Source organism: Pseudomonas sp. 3296 (assembly GCF_031456615.1).
Lineage (GTDB): Bacteria > Pseudomonadota > Gammaproteobacteria > Pseudomonadales > Pseudomonadaceae > Aquipseudomonas > Aquipseudomonas mucoides.
The window spans coordinates 171,718-193,008 of the sequence record NZ_JAVDUY010000011.1; the positions used below are offsets into that span (position 1 = coordinate 171,718).

Here is a 21,291-nt window from a genome sequence, read left to right on the forward strand (position 1 = left end):
TCTTTCTTCCAAATCCCGTCGTTGATGCCTGCCAGCGCCGTTGTCGGCTGCACGACGCGAAACTGCCGCACCTGAAACATCCCCAAAAACAAAAACTCCCGTGGAGACAATAATGAATCGATCACTGCGCCGTTTCGCCCTCGCCGCCAGCTGCATGCTGTTCGCCGGCCAATTGATGGCCGAACCCAAACGTCCGGAATGCATCGCCCCGGCCTCCCCGGGCGGCGGTTTCGACCTCACCTGCAAACTGGCGCAGAGCGCGCTGGTCAACGAAAAACTGCTGACCAAACCGATGCGCGTGACCTACATGCCCGGCGGTGTCGGCGCTGTGGCCTACAACGCGGTGGTCGCTCAGCGCCCTGCCGATGCCGGCACGCTGGTGGCGTGGTCCAGCGGCTCTTTGCTGAACCTGGCCCAAGGCAAGTTCGGGCGTTTCGATGAAACCAACGTGCGTTGGCTGGCCGCCGTCGGTACCAGTTATGGCGCCATCGCGGTGAAAAGCGACTCGCCTTACAAAACCCTCGACGATCTGGTCAAGGCACTGAAAGAAGACCCGAGCAAAGTGGTGATCGGTTCCGGCGGCACCGTCGGCAGCCAGGACTGGATGCAAACCGCATTGATCGCCAAGGCCGCCGGGATCAACCCGCGTGACCTGCGTTACGTCGCCCTCGAAGGCGGCGGTGAAATCGCCACCGCCCTGCTCGGCGGCCACATTCAGGTCGGCAGCACCGACATCTCCGACTCCATGCCACACATCCTGAGCGGCGACATGCGCTTGCTGGCCGTGTTCGCCGAGAAGCGCCTGGACGAGCCGGAAATGAAAGACATCCCGACCGCCAAAGAGCAAGGCTACGACATCGTCTGGCCGGTGGTTCGCGGCTTCTACCTCGGGCCAAAGGTCAGCGACGAAGACTACGCCTGGTGGAAAGACGCTTTCGACAAGCTGCTGGCGTCCGAAGACTTCGCCAAGCTGCGCGATCAGCGTGAACTGTTCCCGTTCGCCATGACCGGCCCGGAGCTGGACACCTACGTGAAGAAGCAGGTTGCGGACTACAAAGTGCTGGCCAAAGAGTTCGGCCTGATCCAGTGATCGCCTCTGTCTAGCGGCTGCGGCCCCGTTTCGCGGGGCTGCGGCACAGGAGTTTCCCATGCTCTTACAACGCATTTTTGCTTCGGTGCTGTTGCTGGCCTGCGTTGGCCTGGCGCTGATGGCGTGGCCGTATCAAGCGGCTTTTTCCTACGAACCAGTGGGGCCGCGAGCCTTTCCGCTGCTGATGCTCGGGCTGATGGGCCTTGCGCTGCTGTACATGGTATTTCGTCCCGCACCGATCAAGCACGACGCTGACGAACCCCCGATGGACCGCGAGACCCTGAACAAAATCGGCATTTGCGTGGCGCTGTTGCTGGTGTTTGCCGGCACCTTCGAACCCCTTGGTTTCATCGTCGCCAGCATCCTGATCGGCATTCCGATGGCGCGCCTGTACGGCGGTCGCTGGGTGCCCAGCATTGTGATCATCACGCTAATGGCCGTCGGCCTTTACCTGCTGTTCGACAAGTTGATGGATGTCCCGCTGCCCTTGGGCGTGCTCGACGTTCTGGAGAACTGATATGGATACGCTTGGCTATTTGGGTCAGGGTTTCGGCGTCGCGCTGAGCCCGTACAACCTGGTGACCGCTTTGTGCGGCACCCTGATCGGCACCGTGGTCGGCCTGTTGCCGGGTCTGGGCCCGATCAACGGCGTGGCGCTGTTGATTCCGATCGCGTTTGCTCTGGGCCTGCCGCCGGAATCGGCATTGATCCTGCTGGCGGCGGTTTACCTGGGGTGCGAATACGGCGGGCGAATCAGCTCGATCCTGCTGAACATTCCCGGTGAAGCGTCCACCGTCATGACCACCCTCGACGGTTACCCGATGGCCCGCAAAGGCCTGGCCGGTGTCGCGCTGTCGTTGTCGGCCTGGAGTTCGTTCATCGGTGCGTTCATCGCCACCTGCGGCATGGTGCTGTTCGCCCCGCTGCTGGCGAAATGGGCGATTGCCTTTGGCCCGGCGGAATATTTCGTGCTGATGGTGTTCGCCATTGTCTGCCTGGGCGGCATGGCCGGTGACCGACCGCTGAAGACGTTTATTGCCGCGTTGATCGGCCTGTTTTTGTCGACCGTCGGTATCGATGCCAACAGCGGTGTATACCGCTTCACCGGGGACAACATCCACCTGACCGACGGCATTCAATTCGTCGTGCTGGTGCTGGGGCTGTTCTCCATCAGTGAAATTCTTCTGCTGCTGGAAAAAACCCATCACGGTCAGGAGGCGGTGAAAGCCACCGGCCGCATGATGTTCAACTTCAAGGAAGCCTCGGCGGTATTCGTGGTGAACATTCGTTGCGGTGTGCTGGGCTTCATCATGGGCGTGTTGCCGGGCGCCGGAGCGACCCTCGCCAGCGCCGTGGCCTACATGACCGAAAAACGTATCGCCGGCGCCAAAGGCACCTTCGGCCAAGGCGACATGCGCGGCCTGGCAGCACCGGAAACCGCCATCGGCGGCGCAGCGTGTGGCGCCCTCGTGCCGATGCTGACCCTCGGTGTTCCGGGTTCGGGCACCACGGCGGTGATGATCGGCGCCCTGTCGCTGTACAACATCACACCGGGGCCCCTGCTGTTCCAACAGCAACCCGACATCGTCTGGGGCCTGATCGCTTCGTTGTTCGTCGCCAACATCATGCTGGTGATCCTCAACATCCCGATGATCCGCATCTTCACCCGCATCCTCGCCGTGCCGAACTGGGCACTGGTGCCGGTGATCGCGATCATCACCGGGATCGGCGTCTACGCGGTACACGCCACCACGTTCGACCTGTTCCTGATGATCGGCATCGGCATCTTCGGCTACCTCCTGCGCAAGCTGGACTTCCCGCTGTCGCCCGTCCTGCTGGGTTTCATCCTCGGCGGCTTGATGGAGCAAAACCTGCGTCGGGCGCTGTCGATCTCCAACGGTGCGCTGGAAATCCTCTGGTCAAGCCCGATCACGTTCGGTGTCTGGGTACTGACCGCGATCATGCTGTTGATGCCGATCGTGCGCATCTGGCGTAAACGTTCGGCTGCCCAACGCACGATCGCCGATGTCTGATCGAACACCGTTCAACGCCTGGTGGGGTACGCCGCTGGTCGGCGCGCTGGGCGGCTTCCTTGCCAGTCAGGTCGGCTGGCCGCTGCCGTGGATGGTCGGCTCGTTGCTGGCGATCATCCTCGTGCGCTGCCTGACGCCGTGGCAATTGGCGGAAATCCCTGGCGGCCGCAAGTGCGGCCAGTGGATTGTAGGGATCGGCATCGGTTTGCACTTCACTCCGGTGGTGATGGAGCAGGTGCTGAGTCATTTCGGTTTGATCTTCTTCGGTGCGCTGGTCACCAGCCTGTCGGCCGTGGTTGGCGTCTGGTTGATGCGCCGTACCGGCGAGGATCGCGCTACGGCCTTCTTTTCCAGCATGCCTGGCGGCTCCGGGGAGATGGTCAACCTCGGCGCACGCAATGGCGCGGTACTCAGCCGCGTGGCGGCGGGGCAAAGTCTGCGGGTGCTGGTGGTGGTGCTGTGTGTGCCGGCGGCGTTCAAGTATTTGTTGGGTGACGGTGCGCCGGTTGCTCATCCGACAGCCGTCAGTTGGTGGTGGCTGGCCCTTTTGTTCCCGGCGGGCGCCTTGGCGGCGTGGCTCTGGGAGCGTCTTCGTCAACCCAATCCGTGGCTGTTCGGGCCGTTGCTGGTGAGTGCAGCGGTGAGCATCGGTTGGGATTTGCACATCGGTTTGCCCCACGGCGGCAGTCAGATCGGCCAATGGCTGATCGGCAGCGGCCTGGGCTGTCACTTCAACCGACAGTTTTTCCGGCGTGCGCCTTCGTTCATGGGCCGGACCTTGATCGGCACGGCGTTGACCATGTTGATCGCCACGGCGGCGGCGCTGGGGTTGAGTGCGTTGACCCATCTGGATCTGCGCTCGCTGACCCTGGGCATGATGCCCGGCGGGATTGCGGAGATGAGCCTGACGGCAGAGACGCTGCAATTGTCGGTGCCGCTGGTGACGGCGATGCAGGTGATGCGGTTGTTGTTTGTGCTGTTTCTGGCGGAGCCGTTGTTCAAGTATTGGAACCGTAATCCCGAGTAAGACCGAGTCGACTTCATCGCGAGCAGGCCCACTCCTGCAGTGAACGCATTCCAATGCAGGAGTGAGCCTGCTCGCGATGGGGCCCTTCCAGTCAACCCATCAAACCGGCGGCAACCGCCACTCAATCGGCGTCTCGCCATTCTGCTCAAGAAACTTGTTGGTCCGGCTGAAGTGCCCACATCCCAGGAATCCGCGATACGCGGACAACGGCGACGGATGCACCGACGTCAGCACCAGGTGCTTGGTCGCGTCGATCAGCTTCTGCTTGCTCTGGGCATGCGCGCCCCACAGCATGAACACCAGATGCGGCTGCTGCTCGCTGACCACCTCGATGATCCGGTCGGTGAAAAACTGCCAGCCCTTGTCCTTGTGCGCATTGGCATTGGCGCGCTCGACCGTCATGGTGGTGTTAAGCATCAGCACGCCCTGGTCGGCCCAGCTCTGCAAATAGCCATGGTTGGGAATGTCGATGTTCAAGTCGCGCTTCAACTCTTTATAGATGTTCACCAGCGACGGCGGCGCCGGAATCCCCGGCTGCACCGAGAAGCACAAGCCATGGGCCTGGCCCGGGCCGTGGTAGGGATCCTGACCGAGGATGACGACCTTGACCTTGTCCAGCGGCGTGGAGTTGAGCGCGTTGAAGATCATCGGGCCCGGTGGATAGATCTCCTTGCCCGCCGCACGCTCTTGCTGCAGGAATTCGCGCAACTGCGCCATATAGGGCTGGTCGAATTCGGCACGCAGTGCCTCCTTCCAGCTCGGTTCGAGTTTGATACGGTCGTCAGCAGTCATGGTTACATCCGGCAAAAACAATGGGGCGAACCCTAGGAAAGCCCATCACGCTTGTCAATTGATCTAACGCACATCCGGCACTTTCCTCAACAGCGATCATACTGAACGCTCAAATTCCCGATCGAGGTCACGATGAATCTGCACTTCGAAGAACTCACCGGCACCGACGGCGCGCGCATCGGCATCGCCAGCCTCGATGCCGAAAAGTCCCTTAATGCCCTGTCCTTGCCGATGATCAACGCCCTGAGCGATCAAATGGACGCCTGGGCCAAGGAGCCGCAAATAGTCTGCGTGTTACTGCGCGGCAACGGCGCCAAGGCCTTCTGCGCCGGCGGCGAAGTGCGCAGCCTGGTGGAAGCCTGTCGCGCGCATCCCGGGGAGGTGCCGCCGCTGGCCGCGCACTTCTTTGCGGCGGAATATCGCCTGGACTTCAAACTGCACACCTACCCGAAACCGTTGATCTGCTGGGGCCATGGTTATGTGCTCGGTGGCGGAATGGGGTTGTTGCAAGGCGCGAGGATCCGGATTGTCACGCCGAGCAGTCGGTTGGCGATGCCCGAGATCAGCATTGGCCTGTACCCGGACGTTGGCGCCAGTTGGTTTCTCTCGCGACTGCCCGGCAAACTCGGCCTGTTTCTGGGCCTGACCGGCGCCCATATGAACGGACGCGATGCCATCGACCTGGACCTGGCCGACCGCTTCCTGCTGGATGAACAGCAAGAGGAACTGATCCAAGGGTTGCTTCAGCTGAACTGGCAGGAACAAACGCCGATGCAACTCAACAGTTTGCTCAAGGCCTTGCAGCAGGAAGCGGTTGCGCAAATGCCCGAAGCCCAGTGGCTGCCACGGCGCCAGCACATCGATGAACTGATGGATGTCAGTGATGTAAATTGCGCCTGGAAAGCCATCAACCTGCAACGCGACAGCGCTGATCCGCTACTCAGCCGCGCCGCAAAGACCATGAGCGAAGGCTCGCCGCTGACCGCGCATCTGGTCTGGGAACAAATCGTGCGGGCCCGGCATATGTCGCTGGCTCAGGTTTTCCAGATGGAATACACCCTGAGCCTCAACTGCTGCCGTCATCCGGAGTTCAGCGAGGGTGTGCGGGCGCGGTTGATTGATAAGGACCAGAAACCGCATTGGCATTGGCCGGATATCAACAATGTGCCGGAGGCGGTGGTGGCGGCGCACTTCCAGAAGGCTTGGGAAGGCCGGCATCCATTGGCGGATTTGTCGGAATACTGAACAAAAATGTGGGAGCAAACTTGCTCCCACATTTTTTGTATTTAATTCAGATTAACGGCGACCATCGTGATCGCCATGACCATTGTGGTCACCGCGTCCACCGTGGTTGTTGTTGCGTCCGCCACCCCCCCGGTAGTCATTATTCCAGCCGCCTCGGTTATGCCCGTCCCACCCTTGGTTCTGATGGGCCCGGTAATCGCCTCGGGACTGGTAATAACGCGGGGCCGGTTGATACACCCTTGGCTGATAGTAATAGCGCGGCGTTGGCTGGTAATACCGCGCGGGTGGTGAGTAGTACCGGGGCGGTGGGGAGTAATAACCCTCGCCACCGGAATAGTAGGAACTGCCACCGGCGTAATAGGTGGGCGCTGGCGAGGTATAGACCTCGGAACCGTAGTAGCTGTCTCCTCCATCGGAATAGGGCACGCACGCACCCAGGGACAAACCGGACAGAGCAATCAGAAGAATTCGGCTGAGCTGTTTTCGACAGTTCATGGCGGCCTCCTGGACCGCGAGTGAGCCACACCAGCGACGCTGGCGAGCGACAGTCCATTATTCGGTGACTGTCGAAAGATCAGACATCGATTTCGAAATCTGGTGCGTTCTTGAAACACATTGAAACATCTGCCCGATGAAAGGTTTTTCATCTATTCACACGCTGATTAATGGTGCCAGCGGTGATATCCACCGCCGTAATAACGCGGTCCGTGACCACCGTAATAGCGGTAGCGATAACCCCCGTAATACCGAGGGCTGTAATAGCCACCGTAGTAATAGGGCGAGTAATAACCGGGGTAGTAATAAGGTGCGGTGTACACATCCTCGTAGCCGCCGTAGTAATAGCAGCCAGACAACCCCACACCGATCAACACACAGAACACCATTCGACGCAGCATGACGGCCTCCGAAAAGACCCGGGACAGCAGCCGGCAACGGTCGGCTGACATAGCGTTTGACTTGAAAACCAGCGACGAGTGCGGCACCACAAACACCTTCAGATCAGCGGCCCGCCTGTCCCATTGCGGTGCAGCCCCGCACCATCACAAGGCAACCTTCCTCCCCTTCCCGCGCAAGCCCCCCGCGTCATCCCCCGCGCTAGAGCGCTCACGCCGACTTGGCACGCCTCTCGCTTTAGCAACAGGGTGCAGGAGTTCATCACAGGTTCGCGGCACCACAATTTGCAATGGCTGACTAGGGTTCCGGCTCGCTTGTGCGAGTGGCTGGTCCGAGAGTTGGCGACCTCCAGTTGAGGTTACACGGCGGGACAAAAGCCCGGGAGACAAGCCACCGTTCGCGGTGCCGCGTTGACTCCTGCCCGCCCCTGATCAACTGGAGAACCACCATGTCCCAGCTTCGTTTACCCGCCCTGCTCGCCGCTGCGTTCGCAGCCTTCGTGAGTTTCTCGTCCCAGGCCGCCCAGAAAGACCACTTCAGCGTTTGCTGGACGATTTACGCCGGCTGGATGCCATGGGAATACGCCGGCAGCCAAGGCATCGTCGACAAATGGGCGAAGAAGTACGGCATCAAGATTGATGTGGTGCAGCTCAACGATTACGTCGAATCGATCAATCAATACACCGCTGGGCAGTTCGACGGTTGCACCATGACCAACATGGACGCGCTGACCATTCCGGCCGCTGGCGGCGTCGACAGCACCGCGCTGATCGTCAGCGACTTCTCCAACGGCAACGACGGTATTGTGCTCAAGGGTGACGGCAAGAAAATCACCGACCTCAAGGGCATGGACGTCAACCTGGTCGAGCTCTCGGTTTCCCACTACCTGCTGGCCCGCGCGCTGGATTCAGTCGACCTCACCGAGAAAGACCTGAAAGTGGTCAACACCTCAGACGCCGACATCTCGGCCGCCTTCAACACCGAACAAGTCAACGCCGTCACCACTTGGAACCCGATGCTCTCGGACATCAAGGCCAAGCCTGACGTGACTGAAGTGTTCAACTCCAGCCAGATCCCCGGCGAGATCATGGACATGATGGTGGTCAACAGCGCCACCCTAAAAGACAACCCGGCCCTGGGCAAAGCACTGACCGGTGCCTGGTTCGAAGTAGTCGAGTTGATGAACGCGAAAAACGCCGCCAGCAAAGCCGCGCTTGAACACATGGCCAAGGCGTCCGGCACCGATCTGCCGGGTTTCCAGGCGCAACTCGACACCACCAAATTGTTCGCCACGCCCAAAGAAGCCCTGGACTTCTCCACCAGCAAGCAACTGCCGGAAACCATGCGCAAAGTCGCTGAGTTTTCGTTCCAGCACGGCTTGCTCGGCGAAGGCGCCAAGGACACCAGCGCGGTCGGCATGGCGTTCGCCAATGGCGTGACCAGCGGCGACAAGTCCAACCTCAAGCTGCGCTTCGACCCGACTTACGTGCAGATGGCTGCTGACGCCAAGCTGTAATCACGAGGAGCTGGCCATGCGCCTGATCAATCGCCACCCGGATCGCCCGAGTCGCCTGCTGTTGGTGATCCTGCCGTTCGCCCTGGTGCTGTTCGCCTACTTCATGGGCTCGGCCGAGCGGCTGATGGACAACCCCAACGATAAGCTGCTGCCGAGTGCTGTGCAGATGACTGACGCGGTAAAGCGCTTGGCCTTCGTCGCCGACTCCCGTACCGGCGAATACCTGCTCTGGCAGGACAGCGCCTCAAGCCTGCGCCGCTTGGCCATCGGCCTCGGTATCAGCGCATTGGCCGGGCTGTGCCTGGGCATGGCGGCCGGGACGTTGCCGCTGTTCGGCACGCCGTTGTCGCCACTGCTGACGGTGCTGTCGATGGTGCCGCCGCTGGCGATCCTGCCGATTCTGTTCATCGTGTTCGGCCTTGGGGAGTTGTCAAAAGTGATGCTGATCGTGATCGGCATCACCCCGGCCCTGGCCCGTGATCTGGAACAGCGCGCCCGGGAAATACCGGTCGAGTTGCTGATCAAGGCCCAGACCCTCGGCGCCTCGACCTGGACCCTGATGCTGCGCGTGGTGCTGCCGCAACTGTTGCCGCGTCTGCTGATCTCGTTGCGACTGATGCTCGGCTCGGCGTGGTTGTTCCTGATTGCCGCCGAAGCCATCGCCTCGACCGACGGCCTCGGCTACCGGATCTTCCTGGTGCGCCGCTACCTGGCGATGGACGTGATCCTGCCGTACGTGGTGTGGATCACCCTCCTCGCCTGGCTGATGGACTGGGGCCTGAAGCGCCTGACCCAACGTGCTTTCCCTTGGTATGAAGGAGCACGCGCATGAGCTTTATCACGGTAAAAAACGTCTGGCAGCAATACGGCGATCAGGTGGTGCTCGAAGGCCTGAACCTGAACGTCAACGAGGGTGAGTTTTGCACCCTCGTCGGCGCCTCCGGTTGCGGCAAATCGACCTTCCTGCGCTTGCTGCTTGGCCAGGAACGCGCCAGTCGCGGAGAGATTCTGCTCGACGGTCAGGCCCTGGCCGGCGAACCGGATTCAAGCCGTGGCGTGGTGTTTCAGCGCTACTCGGTGTTCCCGCATTTAACCGTGCTGGACAACGTCACCCTCGGCCTCGAATTGCCGCGATCGCCTTTGCTCGGACGCCTGTTCGGCAGCGCCAAGCGTGATGCACGAGAGCAAGCTTCGGTGTTGCTGCACAAAGTCGGCCTCGGCCACTCGCTGGACAAATACCCTGCGCAACTCTCCGGCGGCATGCAGCAAAGGCTGGCCATCGCCCAGGCGCTGATCATGAAACCTCGCGTGCTGCTGCTCGACGAACCCTTCGGCGCGCTCGATCCGGGTATCCGCAAGGACATGCACGCCTTGCTGCTGGAGCTGTGGCGCGAGACCCAACTGACGGTGTTCATGGTCACTCACGACCTGTCTGAAGGCTTCAGCCTCGGCACGCGTCTGCTGGTGTTCGACAAGGTTCGCATCGACCCGCACGCCCCCGGTGCCTATGGCGCGCGCATCACCTACGACATCCCTTTGAACAGCGACCGCCGCACCACCCGTGCCGCCGTCGACGCCCTGCCGATGCCCATGGCAGGCACGCTTCGTATCGCTTAGAGGATTCTGCACATGACTGATTCGACCCAACTGTTCACACCCTTCGCCGAAGAAATGCTCCCCGGCGGCGGTCATCGCTCGTTCGTGTTGAAGCGCGGCCAACTGCTGCGCCTGACCGACCTGCGCGGCGGTGCCAACGTCAGCCTGACGCTGCTCAACGCCAATGAAAAAACCGAACGCCTGAACCTGCCCGACAGCCTCAAATGCCAACACACCGCCAAGCTCACCAGTGGCCATTGCCTGTATTCGGACATGGGCCGCGTACTGGCCGCGATCACCGCCGACACCTGCGGCTGGAGCGACAGCCTCGGCGGTGTGCTCTGCGCTGAAGAAGTCGCGGAAAAATACGGCACCGGCCGCTATCAGGAACTGCGCAACGGCTTCTTCCGCAACGGCACCGACAACCTGCTGGTCGAGCTCGGCAAGTGGGGGTTGGGCCTGTCGGACTTGCTGATGACCCTCAACTTGTTCAGCCGCGTCGACGTCGACGAAGCCGGGCGCTTCCACTTCGTCGAAGGCAATTCCCGGGCGGGCGATTACATCGAGTTGTACGCACCGATGGACACACTGGTGGTGCTCACCGCGCTGCAACACCCAATGGACCCGTCGCCTGAATACGCACCGAAACCGCTGAAGCTCAGCTGGATGAACGCCGACGCCAGCGTCGCCGAACACTGCCGCACGTCGCGTCCGGAAAACGAGCGCGGCTTCATCAACACCGACCGTTTGTTCGCCTGAGGATCGCTGCCATGTCACTCGCAATCGCTACTGTTCACAAACAACCTGACGCCGCGATCTATCGTGCAACCATCCCCGCCGGCGAACCGTGGCTGATGGAGGTCAAGGCCGGCCAGACCTTGCGCATCCTCGACCTGGAAGGCAATCAAGCCGTCGACACCTTGTTCTACAGCGTGGCCAATCCAAAAGAACGCTACGACGTGCAGCGCACCTTGCGCCGGCAAAACAGCGTGTACCTGAGTACCGGCAGCGTCCTGTATTCCAACCTCGGCAAACCGATGCTGACCATCGTCGCCGACACCTGCGGCCGTCACGACACCCTCGGCGGCGCCTGCGCGCAAGAGAGCAACACCGTGCGCTACGCCCTGGAAAAACGCTACATGCACAGCTGCCGCGACAACTACTTGCGCGCCTGCGTCCACGACGGGCGACTGGGCAAGGGCGACATCGGGCCGAACATCAACTTCTTCATGAACGTGCCGGTCACGGCGGACGGCGGCTTGACCTTTGCAGACGGCATTTCGGCACCGGGCAAATACGTCGATCTGCGGGCCGAGATGGACGTGATCGTACTGATATCCAACTGCCCGCAATTGAATAACCCATGCAACGCCTACAACCCGACACCTGCGGAGTTACTGGTATGGAACTGAAAATCGCGCGGTTGCGCAGATGGTTGTTCACCCTGTGCCAGGCCCGCTCCGGTCAGTGCCTGAAGCAGTGAATCCACCCTGAATCCAGTGTGGGAGCGAGCCGGCTCGCTCCCACAGGGGTTCGGCGGTGTTTTGAAGTGAAGTGATTTTTCATCCGGGACGGCCCGGATGCATCAAGAAAAACTGCGGGACGGCCCGCATCCCAGGTCGAGGCTGATGCGCAATCGCCTCCGGGGGTTATGCCATGTTCGAAAAAGTCCTGATTGCCAATCGTGGCGCCATTGCCTGCCGCATCCTGCGCACCCTGCGTGAGTTGCAGGTCAAAGGCGTCGCCGTGTACTCCGAAGCCGATGCCGCCAGCCTGCACATCCTGCAAGCCAATGAAGCCCATAGCCTCGGTGAAGGCGCGGCCGCCGGCACCTATCTGGCAGTCGACAAAATCCTCGCCATCGCCAAAGCCACCGGCGCCACGGCGATTCATCCCGGCTACGGTTTTCTTTCGGAAAACGCCGCGTTCGCCGAAGCCTGCGAAGCCGCGAACATCGCCTTCATCGGCCCTACTCCCGAACAGCTGCGCGTGTTCGGCCTCAAGCACACCGCCCGCGCCCTGGCCAAGCAACACGGCGTGCCAATGCTCGAAGGCACCGAACTGCTCGACAGCCTCGACGCTGCACTGATCGCCGGCGAACAGGTCGGCTACCCGGTGATGCTCAAGAGCACCGCCGGCGGTGGCGGTATCGGCATGCGCGTGTGCCGCAGCGCTGCTGAGCTGAGAGAATCCTTCGAAGCGGTGAAACGTCTCGGCCAGAACAATTTCAGCGATGCAGGCGTGTTCATCGAGAAGTACATCCAGCGCGCGCGGCATCTGGAAGTTCAGGTGTTCGGCGATGGTCGCGGCGAGGTGATTGCCCTCGGCGTGCGCGACTGCTCGGTACAACGGCGCAACCAGAAAGTCCTCGAAGAAACCCCTGCACCGAACTTGCCCGAAGGCATGTCCGACGACCTGTGCGCAGCGGCCATCAAACTGGCCAAAGCCGTGAACTACCGCAGCGCTGGCACCGTGGAATTTGTCTTCGACAGTGAAGACCAACGCTTCTACTTCCTGGAAGTGAACACCCGCTTGCAGGTCGAACACGGCGTTACCGAACAAGTCTGGGGCGTCGATCTGGTGCGCTGGATGGTTGAACTAGCGGCGGGTGATTTGCCGCCGCTGCGTGAGTTGAGCCAAGGGTTGAAAGCCGAGGGGCACGCGATTCAGGCGCGGCTGTATGCCGAAGATCCTGGGCGTGATTTCCAACCAAGCCCGGGCTTGCTCACAGCCGTAAATTTCCCGGTCGCCAACGGCATCCAGCTGCGCATCGACACCTGGGTCGAGGCCGGTTGCGAGATCCCGCCGTACTTCGACCCGATGATCGCCAAGGTGATCAGTTGGGCACCGACCCGCGAAGAAGCACGCGCCGATCTGCATCAGGCGTTGGGCGACAGCCTGCTCTATGGCGTGGAAACCAACCGCGATTATCTGCGGCAGATTTTGCTGGATGTGCCTTTCGCCAGCGGCCAGCCGTGGACGCGTTGCCTGGAAGGCCTGGTGTATCAGGCCAACACCTTTGAAGTGCTCAGCGCCGGCACGCAAACCAGCGTTCAGGACTATCCGGGGCGCCTCGGCTATTGGGCGGTGGGTGTGCCACCGTCGGGTCCGATGGACAGTCGTGCGTTGCGTCTGGGCAATCTTTTGCTGGGCAACGAAGAAGGTGCCGCCGCGCTGGAAATCACCATGAGCGGACCGTTGCTGCGCTTCAACTGTGATGCGGTGGTGGCGGTGACTGGCGCGGTGATTCCGCTGACGCTGAACGGTGAATCCGTCGCGATGAATACGACGCTGTTGATTCCGGCCGGCGCCACGTTGGGCTTCGGCACGATGGCCGGTGCGGGCGCGCGCAGCTATCTGTGCGTGCGCGGCGGCTTGCAGGTGCCGGATTATCTGGGGAGCAAAAGCACCTTCACCCTCGGTCAGTTTGGCGGGCATGGCGGTCGTGCGTTGCGGGCGGGGGATGTGTTGCATGTGCCAGCGTTGGACGACCGTAGCGTCGGTGCGCAACTGCCTGACATCGCCGAGTTGCCTTCGGTGCGGAAAATTCGCGTGATCTACGGCCCACATGGCGCGCCCGAATACTTCACTGAAAACTATATCGGCACGTTCTTCGCGACCCAGTGGGAAGTGCACTTCAACTCCAGCCGGACCGGCGTGCGCCTGATCGGGCCGAAGCCGGAATGGGTGCGGGCCGACGGCGGTGAAGCGGGGCTGCATCCGTCGAACATTCATGACAATCCGTATGCCATCGGGGCGGTGGATTTCACCGGGGATATGCCGGTGATCCTCGGTCCGGACGGCCCGAGTCTCGGCGGTTTTGTGTGCCCGGTGACGGTGATCGAGGCGGACCTTTGGCAGCTGGGTCAATTGAAGGCCGGGGACAAAGTGCAATTCATCCCCGTCGATATCCAGACCGCCCGCACCCTCGCCTTGAAATGGAACTCCCCTTGTAGGAGTGAGCCTGCTCGCGATGGCAGCAGTACAGCCAACATTGATGTGACTGACTCACCGCTTTCGCGAGCAGGCTCGCTCCCACAGGGGGTTGTGTCGCCTGTTGTGTTGGATATCGGTCAGGAAGATACGCGGTTGGTGGCCAGGTTGTCCGGGGACACTCACCTGCTGCTCGAAATCGGCGCGCCGGAGCTTGACCTGGTCCTGCGCTTTCGCGCCCACGCCCTCATGCAGGCCCTGGAAAGCAAACACCTGCACGGCGTGATCGACCTCACCCCCGGCATTCGTTCGCTGCAAGTGCACTACCAACCGGAACAACTGCCGCTGGCCGACCTGCTCGGCATCGTCGCCGGTGAATGGGACGCCGTGTGCGCCGCCAAGGACCTGCAAGTGCCCTCGCGCATCGTGCACTTGCCGCTGTCCTGGGACGACCCGGCCTGCCAGCTCGCCATCGAAAAATACATGACCACCGTGCGCAAGGACGCACCGTGGTGCCCGAGCAATCTGGAGTTCATCCGTCGCATCAACGACCTGCCCAACCTCGACGAAGTACAGCGCACGGTGTTCGACGCCAGCTACCTGGTGATGGGCCTGGGCGACGTCTACCTCGGCGCACCAGTCGCCACCCCGCTCGACCCGCGCCATCGCCTGGTGACCACCAAATACAACCCGGCCCGCACCTGGACAGCCGAAAACTCGGTGGGCATCGGTGGCGCCTACATGTGCGTCTACGGCATGGAAGGCCCTGGCGGTTATCAGTTTGTCGGGCGCACCTTGCAGATGTGGAACCGCTACCGCGAGGTCGCCGCGTTCGATGGCAAACCGTGGCTGTTGCGCTTTTTCGACCAGATCCGTTTCTACCCGGTGAGCGCCGATGAACTGCTGCGCATCCGCAAGGATTTCCCGCTCGGGCGTTTCGAGCTGAACATCGAACACAGCCAGTTGAACCTTGCGGACTATCAGGCATTCCTGGCCAAAGAAGCCAAGACCATCGCTGCATTTCGCGATCAGCAGCAAGGCGCTTTCAACGCGGAACGCGAACGCTGGATCGCCAGTGGTCAGGCGCATTTCGACAGCGAAGAATTGGTCCCGGAGGCGACCGAAGAGGCCACACTCGCCAACGGTGAAATGAGCGTCGACAGCCACATCGCCGGCAACCTCTGGCAGGTTCAGGTGGAGACCGGCAGCCGCGTGGAAGCCGGCGATGTGCTGGTGATTCTGGAGTCGATGAAGATGGAAATTGCGCTGCTCGCGCCGACGGCTGGCGTGGTGCGTGAGATTCGTGTGCAGCCCGGTTCCGCCGTGCGCGCCGGACAGCGCGTCGTGGTGCTGGAACTCGACTGAACCCATTTCGAAAAGGATTAACGCCATGACCATCAATCTGCAACTCGACGCCCTGCGCGGCGCTTATCGCCTCGGCAACATTACGCCCCGTCAATTGCTGTCGAGTCTTCGCGACAAAGCCGCCGCGCTGAACCCGGACTATCACCTGTTCATCCACTTGCTCAGTGTCGAAGAACTGGAACCGTACCTCGCCGCCCTCGACGGCCGCGACATCGACAGCCTGCCGCTGTACGGCGTGCCGTTCGCGATCAAGGACAACATCGACCTGGCCGGTATTCCCACGACAGCGGCGTGCCCCGACTTTGCCTATGTGCCGGAGCAATCGGCGACTATCGTCGAGCAGTTGCTGGCGCTGGGGGCGATCCCGTTGGGCAAAACCAACCTTGATCAATTCGCCACTGGCCTCAACGGCAGTCGCTCGCCGTATGGGGCATGCCCGAACAGCGTGTTGCCGGAGTATCCGTCGGGCGGCTCCAGCGCCGGGTCTTCGTTGGCGGTAGCGCTCGGCGTGGCGAGTTTTTCGTTGGGCACCGACACGGCGGGATCGGGGCGTGTGCCGGCGGGGTTGAACAATCTGGTGGGATTGAAAGCCACCAAAGGCTTGATCTCCACGGCAGGTGTGGTGCCCGCCTGCCGCACGCTCGATTGCGTGACGACCTTCACCGCGACCGCTCGCGAGGCCAGTCAGTTGCTCGCGCTCACCGCCCACCTCGACCCGCGTGATGAATACAGCCGCCGCAATCCGCAGTGGAATGACGGCGCAGCGTTCGGTACGCCCCGCCCTTTCCGCTTCGGCGTGCCGCGCGCGCAGGACCTGGAATTCTTCGGCTGCGCCGAAGGCCCGCTGTTGTTCGGGGAGGCGATCGACCGGCTCAAGGCGTTGGGCGGTGAAGCCGTCGAACTGGACATGTCGCCGTTTCTCGAAGCGGCCCGTTTACTCTACGAAGGGCCGTGGGTGGCTGAACGCTACAGCGTCGCCGGGGAGTTGATGGAGCACAATCCGCAAGCGGTGTTGCCGGTGATTCGTGCAGTGCTGGCCAAGGCCCCAGCGGTGACCGGCGTACAAACTTTCCGCGCGCAGTATCGGCTGCAAGCGTTGAAAGCGTTGTGCGACAAGGCGCTGGGAGAGCTCGACTGCGTGCTCACGCCGACCATCGGCCGCCCGGTGACACGGGCGCAACTGGAAGCCGAACCGGTGCTGCGCAATTCGGAACTGGGTTACTACACCAACTTCATGAACCTGCTCGACTACGCCGCCGTCGCGGTGCCTAGCAGCATCATGGGCAATGGCCTGCCGTGGGGCGTGACGCTGTTTGGCCGGGCGTTTACCGATCAGTATTTGCTGAGCGTGGCGGATGCTTTCCAGCGCCAGCAAGGTCTGGGCGCGGCGGCGCCAACGACGGCGGCGCGTAACGATCGGGCGCGGCTGGTGGTGTGTGGCGCGCACCTGGACGGCTTGGCGCTGAACTGGCAATTGAAGCGCCGTGGGGCGCGGTTAGTCGAGACGACGTTCAGTTCGCCGGACTATCAACTGTATGCCTTGGCTGGCGGCCCGCCGTTTCGTCCGGGGATGGTTCGGGTGAAGGATGGCGGCGTGGCGATTGCAGTGGAGGTTTGGGAATTGCCGAGCAGCGAGTTGGGCTCGTTCCTCACCGGGATTCCGGCGCCGCTGGGGCTGGGCAAAGTGCAACTGGCGGATGGGCGTTGGGAGAGCGGGTTTATCTGCGAGGCGTATGGATTGGAAGGCGCGGTGGATATCAGCCACCTCGGTGGATGGCGCGCCTACCTGCAATCCCTGACCTAAACACCGACCCTCTGTGGGAGTGAGCCTGCTCGCGATAGCGTCATAACATCCGACATAGATGTCGACTGACACACCGCCATCGCGAGCAAGCTCACTCCTACAAAGTGCGTGTCCGACGCAATGCAGCAGTTATTTCCCGGCAGTGCCGTTAGAATGCCTGCCTTTGGCGCACTGCCAGACAATCCGGCCGTAACCGCATCTGCGTGGAAAAGTCTCACTCCAGCTATGAATAATCCTGCATGAATAAGCCTGACTTCTGCCCGGCCTGTGGCGCGTCCAACGACTGTACCCTGGCCGATCCGAAAACCGCTGATCGCGCCTGCTGGTGCTACGGCGTCAGCATCGACCCGGCCGTGCTCGAAGCGCTGCCGGCGGAGTTGCGCGACAAATCCTGCCTGTGCCCACGCTGCGCGCAGGTCGAGGCGCAGCTGTAAGCAAGCGCCCGGCCGATCACGTAAGATACACGGCCCTTTTCCCTCCGAACCCTTGCCATGCGCGTTGACCGTTTCCTCAGTAACCTGCCGCGCTTCAACCGTAAGCAGGTGCGTCTGTTGCTGGTGGAAAAGCGCGTGCGGATCGACGGCAGTATCGTCAGCGACCCGCACGCCGAGGTGCTCGAGTTCAGCCGCGTCGAAGTCGATGACGAGGTCCTGCAAGCCGGCAAACCTGCGCGCTACTTCATGCTGCACAAGCCACCCGGCTGCGTCAGCGCCACCCGCGACCCCGAGCACGCGACGGTCCTCGACCTGATCCACGAACCGGACAAGGACGAGTTGCACATCGCCGGCCGCCTCGACTTCAACACCACCGGTCTGATGCTGATCACCAATGACGGCAACTGGTCGCGACGCCTGACCCAACCTCAGACCAAACTGCCCAAGGTCTACTACGTCGAGACCGAGCAGGACATCGGCCCGGAATATGCGTTGAAATTCACTGAAGGGCTGTACTTCGCCTTCGAAGACCTCACCACCCAGCCTGCCGGGCTGGAACTGCTGGGGCCGAAATCGGCGCGGCTGAGCATTGTCGAAGGCCGGTACCACCAGGTGAAGCGCATGTTCGGCCATTTCGACAACAAGGTCCTGCGCCTGCACCGCGAGCGCATGGGCCCGCTGGCGCTCGATAACGCGCTAAAACCGGGCGAGTACCGCGCATTGCGCACCGAAGAGATTCAATTGATCTAAGCAGGCGACCGCTCAGCAGAAGTTGTCGAACAATTTACCAATGACACTTGCGCGAAGACGCCGCCCCTGCTTGAATCAGGTCGTCAGCCGAAATGTGACTGACGAGTCACAACATACTTCTAAGAAACTTTTTGTCGGTTAGAGAACCCTCAGGTTCCGCCTCAGACCGGCAGACTGCCCGCCAATAATAATACCCGTCGACCTGCTGTACGGATCGACATGGGCCTCCAAATTCCAGGCGTATGCCTACCTGTCACAAAGCTCGTGCAATCTCATTTGCGCGCATACCCGCTTGCCAGGAGTCTTATGACATGAGGCCAGAAATCGCTGTGCTGGATATACAGGGTCAGTATCGGGTTTACACGGAGTTCTATCGCGCAGACGCCGCAGAGAAGACCATTATCTTGGTCAACGGCTCGATGGCCACGACTGCGTCGTTTGCACAAACCGTGAAAAACCTTCATCCGCAGTTCAACGTGGTCTGCTACGACCAGCCCTATGCGGGCAAGTCCAAGGCCCACAACCTGCATGAGAAATTGCTGACCAAGGAAGTCGAAGGGCAGATCCTCCTGGAGCTGATCGACCATTTCGGCGCCGAACACGTGCTGTCGTTTTCCTGGGGCGGCGCCGCGACCCTGGTCGCCCTCGCCCACCAGCCACGCCGGATCGAAAAAGCCGTGATCAGCTCGTTCTCCCCGGAGATCAACGCGCACATGCTCGACTACCTCGAGCGCGGCGTCGACTACCTCGGCAGCCGCGACGGCGACAGGGTCGGCAACCTGGTGAACAGCACCATCGGCAAACACTTGCCGACTCTGTTCAAGCGCTTCAACTACCGGCACGTCAGCAGCCTGGCCGACCATGAATACGGGCAGATGCACTTCCACATCAGCGACCTGCTGCACAGTGATCGCCAGTGCTTCCTGAAGGCGGCGGAGAAAATCAACGTACCGGTTCTGTTCATGAATGGCGAATGGGACGAATACACCGCCGCCGATGGCGCGCGCTTGTTCGCCAACCATGTGCAACACGCCACCTTCACGACCCTGGAAGCCACCGGCCACTTTCTCGACATGGAACACAAAGCCGCCTGCCGAGACAGCCGCAATGCACTGCTGGGATTCCTGAAACCTGAAGCACACGCCAGCCGAACGCGTTACCACTACGTCCAGGATCACCATGCACTGGCAATCTGAAACAGCGTCCTCGCGAGCAAGCGTCGCCCTACAGTCGTTGAACGCATTCCTGTAGACGCGAGGCTTGCCCGCGATAGACCGTTTTGTGGTGTGTGCCGTGTTGCCTCTGCGCTAAAGCAGTCCAGCGCAAAGAAAAACTTCATTTCCACGCGCACATCTGGTACAAAGTCAGCCGCTCTGAGCGGGTGTCGTATAATGGCATTACTCCAGCTTCCCAAGCTGATAACGAGGGTTCGATTCCCTTCACCCGCTCCACTATTTTCAAGGCTTCCAGCGCAGTCCACGGACATCCAATCGCGTCTGGTGACAGTTTCTAAGAATCCACCTCCCCCCATGCTAGCGAACCTGCCGCATGGTCGGACCGTGAGAGCCTCGCCTGTCAGATAGCCTCCCCTTACCGGACAGAATCGATTTTCCGGTTGAGGTTTAAAGTGACCATTAAAGCTATTTAGTTTTCTTCTCTCCTCTACAAACCAGACAGAGCAAGGCTTTCAGAGCTGCCAACAATCCTCTTTTTCAGGCCACACCAGCTATTTCTCGTGTTATCAGGAAAGCTATTTACCTAAACCCTTCAAGTTATTGATTTACAAGGGTTTTATGTTTGAATATCTTTTTAAATAGTCCACATGACCTCCTGATCGCCACCTCTCAACGCCACGTTCCACGCGGGCCGCAGAGCATGTATCGCTCGGTTTCAGCCTGGGTGGCGAAAAATAGCCACTTTAAACACGCCCCCCGATTTCACATCGCCCAGGCACCGTTTCGGCTGACGATTACGAGCACTGTCGCTGCTATGCTTGAATTTTTTCGAAAGGAGTCGGCAACCATGACAAGCGAATATTCACTGGCAGATGTGATGGAGCGGATTTACCAGAATCAGTTGGCCCTGGAAGCGGCAGTGATGGAGCTAACTCTGTGGGCAGAACAACAAAATGCGATAGAAGTGGGTGACAACGTGCGAGGGGCGCTTCACACCATTGGCGAAAACGCAGGTCATATCAAACAAGGCTTAGCTCGGCTGAGCGGACGCCCACCAGATCGTCGCGAGACTGATTAAACGAAGGCTAACAGTCCCCCCACCTTTATCCATAGGGCTCTTCCCAAGGTCGTCGCTGTGGTACTTTTTCGCGAGGGACGCTCACCCGTTTTCCTGTTCGCAGCTTACTTATGTCCATGAACCACCTTAAAAATTTGTATTCGAATGTCTACGGGCGAGCTTTATCTACTTGTCATGGGTATGTTCGGTTAGTGGAATTGTCACCATGAGCTCTGGCCGATCATAAGCAATCCCTGCCCCATATCGATACCCCTTAACTTGTCCTCGCAATTCTTCGGTATCTGACTCATACACTGTAAATCGGTATTTTTTTGAGTATGAGGCTGAGCCTGGTTCCGCTATGACGGTTAGTGAAGCGATGTATTCGCCGGTTTGCCAAATAAATAGTCTTTCGAACATGGTCGTGAAAGGGGCCACCAACTCTTCGGCGGCTTCGACCGGTAGCTTGCTGTCTGGTGGGCTAGTGTAGTGGTCAACTAATCCCGGACACGACGTTAAGTTTTTCTTCGGCCCGAGCTGGCGCCAGCCCACCGTTGAATTGATGGGGGCGAATCCAGTT

General features: G+C 60.6%; 20 protein-coding genes, 1 tRNA gene and 1 riboswitch. Of the genes, 17 read left to right on the top strand and 4 right to left on the bottom strand.

Annotation, left to right across the window (positions count from 1 at the left end):
* Window positions 1–112 precede the first annotated feature (112 nt).
* The 4 genes from J2X66_RS28040 to J2X66_RS28055 are packed head-to-tail and all read left to right on the top strand — an operon-like array spanning window position 113 to window position 4,150.
* On the top strand, window positions 113–1,090 hold the full coding sequence (locus J2X66_RS28040; RefSeq protein WP_027925544.1) for a tripartite tricarboxylate transporter substrate binding protein: 978 nt from the start codon (window positions 113–115) through the stop codon (window positions 1,088–1,090).
* Window positions 1,091–1,148: 58 nt separating this feature from the next.
* Complete coding sequence (locus J2X66_RS28045; RefSeq protein ID WP_027925545.1) at window positions 1,149–1,607, top strand: tripartite tricarboxylate transporter TctB family protein; 459 nt, start codon at window positions 1,149–1,151, stop codon at window positions 1,605–1,607.
* A 1-nt stretch (window position 1,608) separates the two neighbouring features.
* Window positions 1,609–3,123, top strand: a complete 1,515-nt coding sequence (locus J2X66_RS28050) for a tripartite tricarboxylate transporter permease (protein ID WP_027925546.1) — start codon at window positions 1,609–1,611, stop codon at window positions 3,121–3,123.
* Window positions 3,116–4,150 (top strand): AbrB family transcriptional regulator, encoded by a 1,035-nt coding sequence (locus J2X66_RS28055; protein WP_310271295.1) that lies wholly within the window; start codon window positions 3,116–3,118, stop codon window positions 4,148–4,150. The genes J2X66_RS28050 and J2X66_RS28055 overlap by 8 nt, the downstream gene beginning before the upstream one ends.
* 99 nt (window positions 4,151–4,249) lie before the next feature.
* On the opposite strand, the gene ung is transcribed toward J2X66_RS28055, so the two are convergent.
* Window positions 4,250–4,942 carry a uracil-DNA glycosylase gene (gene ung / locus J2X66_RS28060; protein ID WP_310271299.1) on the bottom strand — a complete coding sequence of 231 codons (693 nt, stop codon included), beginning with the start codon at window positions 4,940–4,942 and terminating at the stop codon, window positions 4,250–4,252.
* A gap of 132 nt (window positions 4,943–5,074) precedes the next feature.
* Here ung and J2X66_RS28065 point away from each other — a divergent pair, with 132 nt between their 5' ends.
* Window positions 5,075–6,187, top strand: a complete 1,113-nt coding sequence (locus tag J2X66_RS28065) for an enoyl-CoA hydratase/isomerase family protein (protein WP_310271301.1) — start codon at window positions 5,075–5,077, stop codon at window positions 6,185–6,187.
* 51 nt (window positions 6,188–6,238) lie between these two features.
* Here J2X66_RS28065 and J2X66_RS28070 read toward each other — a convergent pair whose 3' ends face one another.
* Both J2X66_RS28070 and J2X66_RS28075 read right to left on the bottom strand, forming a co-directional pair.
* Window positions 6,239–6,682 carry a hypothetical protein gene (locus tag J2X66_RS28070; RefSeq protein WP_310271304.1) on the bottom strand — a complete coding sequence of 148 codons (444 nt, stop codon included), beginning with the start codon at window positions 6,680–6,682 and terminating at the stop codon, window positions 6,239–6,241.
* A gap of 167 nt (window positions 6,683–6,849) precedes the next feature.
* Entirely contained in the window at window positions 6,850–7,083 is a 234-nt protein-coding gene (locus tag J2X66_RS28075; protein ID WP_310271307.1) for a hypothetical protein, read from the bottom strand.
* Between the two features lie 284 nt (window positions 7,084–7,367).
* Window positions 7,368–7,468, top strand: a riboswitch (guanidine-I (ykkC/yxkD leader).
* 61 nt (window positions 7,469–7,529) lie between these two features.
* Between J2X66_RS28075 and J2X66_RS28080 the strand changes: the two genes are divergently transcribed.
* The 12 genes from J2X66_RS28080 (at window position 7,530) to J2X66_RS28135 (ending at window position 20,732) form a co-directional block, all read left to right on the top strand.
* The gene (locus J2X66_RS28080) at window positions 7,530–8,597 is read left to right on the top strand and encodes a putative urea ABC transporter substrate-binding protein (RefSeq protein ID WP_123433845.1); all 1,068 of its coding nucleotides are present in this window, start codon (window positions 7,530–7,532) and stop codon (window positions 8,595–8,597) included.
* A 16-nt stretch (window positions 8,598–8,613) separates the two neighbouring features.
* Window positions 8,614–9,429 (top strand): ABC transporter permease, encoded by an 816-nt coding sequence (locus J2X66_RS28085; protein ID WP_310271310.1) that lies wholly within the window; start codon window positions 8,614–8,616, stop codon window positions 9,427–9,429.
* A complete protein-coding gene (locus J2X66_RS28090; RefSeq protein ID WP_310271313.1) occupies window positions 9,426–10,214 on the top strand; it encodes an ABC transporter ATP-binding protein in 789 nt (262 codons plus the stop codon). Before J2X66_RS28085 ends, J2X66_RS28090 begins: the two co-directional genes overlap by 4 nt.
* Window positions 10,215–10,226: 12 nt before the next feature.
* Entirely contained in the window at window positions 10,227–10,952 is a 726-nt protein-coding gene (locus J2X66_RS28095; protein WP_310271315.1) for an urea amidolyase associated protein UAAP1, read from the top strand.
* A gap of 11 nt (window positions 10,953–10,963) precedes the next feature.
* Window positions 10,964–11,605, top strand: coding sequence for an urea amidolyase associated protein UAAP2 (locus tag J2X66_RS28100; RefSeq protein WP_310271318.1), 642 nt, complete (start codon window positions 10,964–10,966; stop codon window positions 11,603–11,605).
* A 244-nt stretch (window positions 11,606–11,849) separates the two neighbouring features.
* The gene (gene uca, locus J2X66_RS28105) at window positions 11,850–15,491 is read left to right on the top strand and encodes an urea carboxylase (protein ID WP_310271321.1); all 3,642 of its coding nucleotides are present in this window, start codon (window positions 11,850–11,852) and stop codon (window positions 15,489–15,491) included.
* A gap of 25 nt (window positions 15,492–15,516) precedes the next feature.
* Window positions 15,517–17,295, top strand: a complete 1,779-nt coding sequence (gene atzF / locus J2X66_RS28110) for an allophanate hydrolase (RefSeq protein WP_310271325.1) — start codon at window positions 15,517–15,519, stop codon at window positions 17,293–17,295.
* A gap of 239 nt (window positions 17,296–17,534) precedes the next feature.
* The gene (locus J2X66_RS28115; protein ID WP_310271328.1) at window positions 17,535–17,729 is read left to right on the top strand and encodes a cysteine-rich CWC family protein; all 195 of its coding nucleotides are present in this window, start codon (window positions 17,535–17,537) and stop codon (window positions 17,727–17,729) included.
* A 57-nt stretch (window positions 17,730–17,786) separates the two neighbouring features.
* Window positions 17,787–18,479 carry a pseudouridine synthase gene (locus J2X66_RS28120; protein ID WP_310271331.1) on the top strand — a complete coding sequence of 231 codons (693 nt, stop codon included), beginning with the start codon at window positions 17,787–17,789 and terminating at the stop codon, window positions 18,477–18,479.
* A 311-nt stretch (window positions 18,480–18,790) separates the two neighbouring features.
* Window positions 18,791–19,675 (top strand): alpha/beta hydrolase, encoded by an 885-nt coding sequence (locus J2X66_RS28125; RefSeq protein WP_310271334.1) that lies wholly within the window; start codon window positions 18,791–18,793, stop codon window positions 19,673–19,675.
* A 181-nt stretch (window positions 19,676–19,856) separates the two neighbouring features.
* Window positions 19,857–19,930, top strand: a tRNA-Gly gene (locus J2X66_RS28130).
* A 571-nt stretch (window positions 19,931–20,501) separates the two neighbouring features.
* Window positions 20,502–20,732 carry a hypothetical protein gene (locus J2X66_RS28135; protein WP_310271345.1) on the top strand — a complete coding sequence of 77 codons (231 nt, stop codon included), beginning with the start codon at window positions 20,502–20,504 and terminating at the stop codon, window positions 20,730–20,732.
* A 165-nt stretch (window positions 20,733–20,897) separates the two neighbouring features.
* Here the strand turns inward: J2X66_RS28135 and J2X66_RS28140 are convergent.
* The coding region (locus J2X66_RS28140) for a hypothetical protein (protein WP_310271337.1) at window positions 20,898–21,291 on the bottom strand (394 nt) is incomplete at its 5' end.

Coding starts and splice junctions, on each gene's coding strand:
- atzF (WP_310271325.1), top strand. CDS start 15,517: ATGACCATCAATCTGCAACTCGACGCCCTGCGCGGCGCTTATCGCCTC.
- J2X66_RS28125 (WP_310271334.1), top strand. CDS start 18,791: ATGAGGCCAGAAATCGCTGTGCTGGATATACAGGGTCAGTATCGGGTT.
- J2X66_RS28135 (WP_310271345.1), top strand. CDS start 20,502: ATGACAAGCGAATATTCACTGGCAGATGTGATGGAGCGGATTTACCAG.
- J2X66_RS28080 (WP_123433845.1), top strand. CDS start 7,530: ATGTCCCAGCTTCGTTTACCCGCCCTGCTCGCCGCTGCGTTCGCAGCC.
- J2X66_RS28075 (WP_310271307.1), bottom strand. CDS start 7,083: ATGCTGCGTCGAATGGTGTTCTGTGTGTTGATCGGTGTGGGGTTGTCT.
- J2X66_RS28085 (WP_310271310.1), top strand. CDS start 8,614: ATGCGCCTGATCAATCGCCACCCGGATCGCCCGAGTCGCCTGCTGTTG.
- J2X66_RS28045 (WP_027925545.1), top strand. CDS start 1,149: ATGCTCTTACAACGCATTTTTGCTTCGGTGCTGTTGCTGGCCTGCGTT.
- ung (WP_310271299.1), bottom strand. CDS start 4,942: ATGACTGCTGACGACCGTATCAAACTCGAACCGAGCTGGAAGGAGGCA.
- J2X66_RS28050 (WP_027925546.1), top strand. CDS start 1,609: ATGGATACGCTTGGCTATTTGGGTCAGGGTTTCGGCGTCGCGCTGAGC.
- J2X66_RS28115 (WP_310271328.1), top strand. CDS start 17,535: ATGAATAAGCCTGACTTCTGCCCGGCCTGTGGCGCGTCCAACGACTGT.
- J2X66_RS28090 (WP_310271313.1), top strand. CDS start 9,426: ATGAGCTTTATCACGGTAAAAAACGTCTGGCAGCAATACGGCGATCAG.
- J2X66_RS28100 (WP_310271318.1), top strand. CDS start 10,964: ATGTCACTCGCAATCGCTACTGTTCACAAACAACCTGACGCCGCGATC.
- J2X66_RS28055 (WP_310271295.1), top strand. CDS start 3,116: ATGTCTGATCGAACACCGTTCAACGCCTGGTGGGGTACGCCGCTGGTC.
- J2X66_RS28065 (WP_310271301.1), top strand. CDS start 5,075: ATGAATCTGCACTTCGAAGAACTCACCGGCACCGACGGCGCGCGCATC.
- J2X66_RS28095 (WP_310271315.1), top strand. CDS start 10,227: ATGACTGATTCGACCCAACTGTTCACACCCTTCGCCGAAGAAATGCTC.
- uca (WP_310271321.1), top strand. CDS start 11,850: ATGTTCGAAAAAGTCCTGATTGCCAATCGTGGCGCCATTGCCTGCCGC.
- J2X66_RS28070 (WP_310271304.1), bottom strand. CDS start 6,682: ATGAACTGTCGAAAACAGCTCAGCCGAATTCTTCTGATTGCTCTGTCC.
- J2X66_RS28120 (WP_310271331.1), top strand. CDS start 17,787: ATGCGCGTTGACCGTTTCCTCAGTAACCTGCCGCGCTTCAACCGTAAG.
- J2X66_RS28040 (WP_027925544.1), top strand. CDS start 113: ATGAATCGATCACTGCGCCGTTTCGCCCTCGCCGCCAGCTGCATGCTG.